The sequence below is a fragment of the Candidatus Eisenbacteria bacterium genome, from assembly GCA_030017955.1.
Taxonomy (GTDB): domain Bacteria; phylum Eisenbacteria; class RBG-16-71-46; order JASEGR01; family JASEGR01; genus JASEGR01.
Genome location: JASEGR010000119.1, coordinates 1 through 5,212, shown reverse-complemented (window position 1 = coordinate 5,212; position 5,212 = coordinate 1). Strand labels below are relative to the sequence as shown.

Genomic DNA, 5,212 nt, shown 5'->3' with positions numbered 1-5,212 from the left:
CAATCAAACGGGAATTCTAATTGTCGTTACCGGGAATTCTAATTGTCGCTGAACAATTGGGACCATCCCTTTCCAGTATTCGAGATTTCCTTCGACAGCACAGATTGTCCGGTGCCTCTGGAAAACACCCGGGCTGACGGGTACAAAGTGAAACAAAATCGCGGCAATAACGTATTCCTGGCGTCAGTTGACACGGTGTACCTGGAAAAAGGAGGTGCGTCATGAAGAGATTATTGCCTGTCTTTCTGTCAGTTGTCTTAGTGTTTTTCTGTCAAGCTCTAGTGCTCAACGCCGGGACTCCAAGGACCATCGAGAAAACGTTCGCCATCGGCAGAGGCGGAACACTCGAACTTGACCTTGATGCGGGCGGAAGTCTCGATATCTCTGGATGGAGCAAGGACGAAGTAGCTGTGACAGCAGTGATAGGCGGCAAGGATGCCGAGCGTGTTGAAGTCGAGTTCGACGATCAGCAATCACATCTGAAGATTTATTCGTTCTGCAAGACAAAACGGAACTGCCGCAGCGGTGTCCGTTTAACCATCAAACTGCCCTCGAAGTTCGGAATCTCGATGAACTCAAACGGCGGTGCGGTGAAGATCGATGGCATCGAAGGCAAGATGAGCGGGACAACTATGGGTGGGGCGCTTGAGCTTACGAGAATCAAGGGAGAGGTCAACCTTAAGACTATGGGTGGTCCCATAACCGTCCGTGATTCCGAGGCAGACGGCAAAGTGAGCACGATGGGCGGGGACGTCCTTGTCCAGAACGTGAAGGGTAACCTTGAGGGTTCGACGATGGGTGGAAAGGTTTCCTACAAGAATGTCAGCAGGCGCTCAGCGGAAGCAGGAGAGGTCGAGGAAACACATGTTTCCACAATGGAGGGCGACATCGACCTGGATACCGAGGGTAAGAACGTCAAAGCAAAGACCTACGGTGGAGACATAGACGTAACCAAAGGGAAAGAAGTGAATCTTTCAACGATGGGCGGGGACATAAACGTTGGTGAGGCCCCGGCAGGCGCAAATGTTTCGACAATGGGTGGGGACATAACGATCCGCTCGGCAGGCGGATATGTGAAAGCAAAGACCATGGGGGGAGACGTCCAAATCGATGCGATTGACGGTTGGGTTGCGGCAACAACTATGGGAGGGGATGTCACTGCAACTATGATTGGCGACCCGAGGAACGGCCGCCGCGACGTTCAACTCAAATCGCTGGGGGGCGATATTCATCTCATTGTGCCGAATGGGCTGTCGATGAGATTCGAAATCGATCTCGCATATACGAAAGGGAAAGAGGGGCGTTTCGATATAGAGAGCGATTTCCCAATGGACATTGAGAAAACGACCAATTGGGAACGCAAGCACGGCTCGCAGCGGAAACACATCTATGGGACAGGTTCAATCGGAGGCGGGGAGCATCTTGTCAAGATCAGCACGATAAACGGAAACATCTACATAAGAAAAGGATAGGAGAGAAGTCTCGGCAGAGCACAGCAGCGCTCATCTCACTGAAAATGGGGAGCAGGCGAGAAAGCCCGGCTCCCCATTTCATTTATCACAAAATTCCTGGTGACCGGACATCGATAAAAGAGTATGATTAAGGTACGATCTTTGGAGGATAAGCCGTGAGCTCATCACCGCGTTTCAGAGTCAACCAGCCAAATGTCATCTTCGAGGTTTTTGACGATGAAGTGGTAATTGTGAACCTCGACAGTGGCAACTACTACAGTTTGGACAAATCCGGTACTGAATTTCTGGCGACTCTATGAACGTCACCTCCGCTCGGCCAATCAACCCGATATCCGGCACAAGTTCCTCGGATTCCCAAAGTTCATACAGGCATACTATGGGCTGGGCCACATATGGCAGGTTCCCTTTGTTGTGGCCTACCGGGTGGCGCGGAACATGCGGAAAAAGTGGAATCGAATGGTCTGACCGGGCGCTCCGCGCTCTCCCTTGAGTACGCCGATAACTGAGGCGGCACGAATCATGTCTCCACGGATGCGGTGGCGGCAGCTGTGACGGGATTTGACCCAGCCTGCGGATACCCTCATAATCCGTTTCTGCGCGGCGAGAATGATTATGAGAATGAAGGAAATTGACGAAAAGATAACGGGCACTTTCGAGAGCGATGGAGAAAAGAAACTCCATGCCGCCTGGTTTTCGGTATATGTAAATATCTTTTTGATATTGATGAAAACCGCAGTTGCTGTGCTCACAGGCAGCCTGGCAATCCTGGCAGAGCTGGCACATTCATTTTTCGACTTCGCTGCATCCGTGCTGGCATACGTTGGAATAAGGAAAGCCCACGAACCTCCGGACAAAGACCACCTGTACGGCCACGAGAGATATGAGAATCTCTCTGCGCTGGCCCAGACGCTTCTCATAGTGATTACAAGTCTGCTCATTTTTCACGAAGCAGCAAAAAGGATATCTCATCCGAGAAAGCTTGAAGCAACTGAGATCGGACTCGTCGCAATGGTCGTGACAATCGGAGTTGACTACTTCCTTTCGCGGTATCTCCATAGATCAAGCAGGCGATACAGGAGTTCGGCTTTGGAAGCTGATGCATATCACTTCACGACAGACCTCTGGGGAGCGCTGGCGGTCATCGTTGGGCTCATATTTGTGATTATTGGTTTTCCCGTTTTCGATGCGATCGCAGCTATAGCTGTGGCAGGCCTCATGCTCTGGGTGTCATTCAAACTCGCAAAGAAATCCGTGAATGCTCTCATGGACACAAGCCCGCCGCCAGAGATAATGAACCATATTGATGGAATAATATCGGCATCACCGGGCATAGTGCGGTACCACAAGCTCAGGGCAAGGCATGCAGGCAACAGGTTCCTGGTGGAATTTCACGTGCACGTTTCTCCGGAAATGTCTGTGGAGAACGCGCATGCCATAACTCATGACATCAAGTCGCAGATAATGGAACAAATAAGATACGTAAAGGACGTGACTATTCACATCGAGCCTGCCCCCCCAGAATGAGATGAGCGAATCTGGCGGGCCGGCATTTCTTGAGTGTATTGAAAATCAGTAACAACGGGAGGTGATGACTTTGGGTCAACTAGCTGGTGTCTTTGTGCTCTCGTTTGTCGTTGAGAGGATAGCCGAGGTATTGGGACTGCTTTTCTCCCGTGCGGTCAGAAGAAAGCTTCTTCCTGCAGTCGGACTTGCCGTCGGGCTTGCTCTCTCTTTCGGAGCCCGCATAGGGCTTTTCGACAGTCTTGGTCTTTCCGGTACTGAAAACGACGGGCTTTCTTCCTGGATAGACTATCTTCTTACCGGCGTGATAATCGGCGCCGGCAGCCGGCCTGTCCACAGCCTCATCCTCGCGCTTGAGCACAAAGAAAAGGAGCTCAGGGGAAGAGTCGAAAAAGGCTAGCAGGGCAATCTTCTGAGGGCGGCGCGGCCAAAGACACTTGATCGGCGCTCCGGATGGTGCTATAATACTTCTGCTATCGGAATTGTCTCGCCTCATCTCTCGAATTGCCGATACCGAGTTAGGCTCTCATTGGGGGCGATAGGTCTCGACGGGAGTATAGAAGCGAGAGTTGCGTGCCGAGATCCCATTGGCTCGTTAAACAAATGGGACAAATTCAAACGCCAACACTGAGTTGGCTCTAGCCGCTTAAGCGGCTACGTCTACTTCCTTCTTGTCTGCTGGGAGGGAGATAGGCGCCAAATAGGCGGACTGGTCTGGCGCCTGTCCTCGGGTGCCGGACGAGAGAAAAAGAGGACTAGCGTAATGTAAATCCTGCCTGCCGGAGTTGCAGAACGCGAATAAACAAAAGGCTGGCTACGCACGTAGTGACTCTCGGGGAAATACCTCCGGACCCGGGTTCGAGTCCCGGCGCCTCCACCAGGATTGGCTCAAATCCACAATACAATCGCCGCCCTTGTTGCGCTCTCCGCATAACAGAACCCCTTCCCCTTGGATCGCCCAGGAGGAAGGGGCAGACGTCTAACCTGGCTCTTGTGAGCCGCTCGCCAGATTACTAGCGGTAGAAGGCCTTGATCGTACCCCAGCTCTCCGGCTCGGTTGGGCTCGGCAGCTCTGTCGCCGAGAGCTTCAGGTAGAACTGCGCCAGATTCGGTGGAGCGAAGGACCTGGCTTCGGCCGGGCACTCAAATGCGTTGTTTCCACTGGCATCCCGCCAGTACACAGTGCCGTCGTTCGTTCCAACGGTCGGCCCGCCGTTCGCGAAAAACACGGCCGCGCCGGTCGAAGTTATGAGCGATGGCGTAATCTGCCTGTAGTACCTGAACTGAACGCACCAGTTGTCATCCGGGAAAGTGATCGGAGTCATGATCTCGATCGACCCCGAGGTCCAGCCGCCGACGGGGACGATTCCGAAATCAACGTAGAAGCCTCCAAGCCATGTGAGATTGCAGACAGGGCCGCCGGGGACAACGGTGTCCCAGAAATCCACGACAATATACAGCTGCTGTTGGACCGTCTGCTGCCACGCGAGCTCGACACACCACAAACACACCGGTGCGGTGCCGGCCGGGAAGTTGCCGTCGTCAAGCACGTTCCATCTGGGAGTCGAGGTTGAGTAGAAATAGCCTCCGGCGGTGTTGTCATAGATGGTCAGGCCGCAAGCGAACGGATTTGCAGGGGTTAGGGAAACAGGCACTCGCTGCAAACCGGCCGCCGGAATAGCGTCATCCTCTTCTGCGACCAGCGGAACCGCGAAAGCGAGGCACATGAGCCCAGCCAAAAACAAATAGTAGAACTTGTCCATCCAACACCTCCTTGAACGAGTACGGCCCTGGATTGATTGCAATCTCCTCCGCCCCTCCGATAGTTTTCGCCCCTGCGGCTAAGAACAAAAACCCCGCCGGGACTGTGACCGGGATACCTTCAGGCACAACCCAGCGAGGAATGAGAAGACACGTACCTTTGTCACAGGTACGTTTTTCATGGCGGGGCGGCCTTTCAATGAATCCTATGTATGCTCTTTATACCATATCCGAGCCGCTCAGTCAATCAGAGTCTTGTTAGAAGAAAAGCCGCACGGATGGCGCTGAGGCTCGAGCCGGGCTCGAGAATGGGCATCTCCGCCCGTTCTTCATCCACGACTCCGCCCTCTCAGATCATGCTTCTCGTTCATCTGGGAGATCGAAATGCTTGCTGCCGCCTTTTTTTCTGTTTAAGCAAAGTCAATATGTCCCCTTAACTGCAAAGGGAAAATGTCCCC

The 5,212-nt window shown here is 53.1% G+C and carries 5 protein-coding genes and 1 other RNA gene; 5 read left to right on the top strand and 1 reads right to left on the bottom strand.

Features of this window, described 5'->3' with window-relative positions; all coding sequences use genetic code 11:
* The first annotated feature begins 221 nt into the window (after window positions 1–221).
* The 5 genes from QME66_12495 to ssrA all read left to right on the top strand — a co-directional run bounded on the left by QME66_12495 (window position 222) and on the right by ssrA (window position 3,873).
* Window positions 222–1,472, top strand: a complete 1,251-nt coding sequence (locus QME66_12495; GenBank protein MDI6809775.1) for a hypothetical protein — start codon at window positions 222–224, stop codon at window positions 1,470–1,472.
* Window positions 1,473–1,627: 155 nt separating this feature from the next.
* A complete protein-coding gene (locus tag QME66_12490) occupies window positions 1,628–1,771 on the top strand; it encodes a hypothetical protein (GenBank protein MDI6809774.1) in 144 nt (47 codons plus the stop codon).
* A 313-nt stretch (window positions 1,772–2,084) separates the two neighbouring features.
* Complete coding sequence (locus QME66_12485) at window positions 2,085–2,996, top strand: cation diffusion facilitator family transporter (protein ID MDI6809773.1); 912 nt, start codon at window positions 2,085–2,087, stop codon at window positions 2,994–2,996.
* A gap of 70 nt (window positions 2,997–3,066) precedes the next feature.
* The gene (locus QME66_12480; GenBank protein ID MDI6809772.1) at window positions 3,067–3,393 is read left to right on the top strand and encodes a hypothetical protein; all 327 of its coding nucleotides are present in this window, start codon (window positions 3,067–3,069) and stop codon (window positions 3,391–3,393) included.
* Window positions 3,394–3,524: 131 nt separating this feature from the next.
* Window positions 3,525–3,873: a transfer-messenger RNA gene (gene ssrA / locus QME66_12475) on the top strand.
* Window positions 3,874–4,006: 133 nt separating this feature from the next.
* On the opposite strand, the gene QME66_12470 is transcribed toward ssrA, so the two are convergent.
* Window positions 4,007–4,756 (bottom strand): hypothetical protein, encoded by a 750-nt coding sequence (locus QME66_12470; GenBank protein MDI6809771.1) that lies wholly within the window; start codon window positions 4,754–4,756, stop codon window positions 4,007–4,009.
* Window positions 4,757–5,212 lie beyond the last annotated feature (456 nt).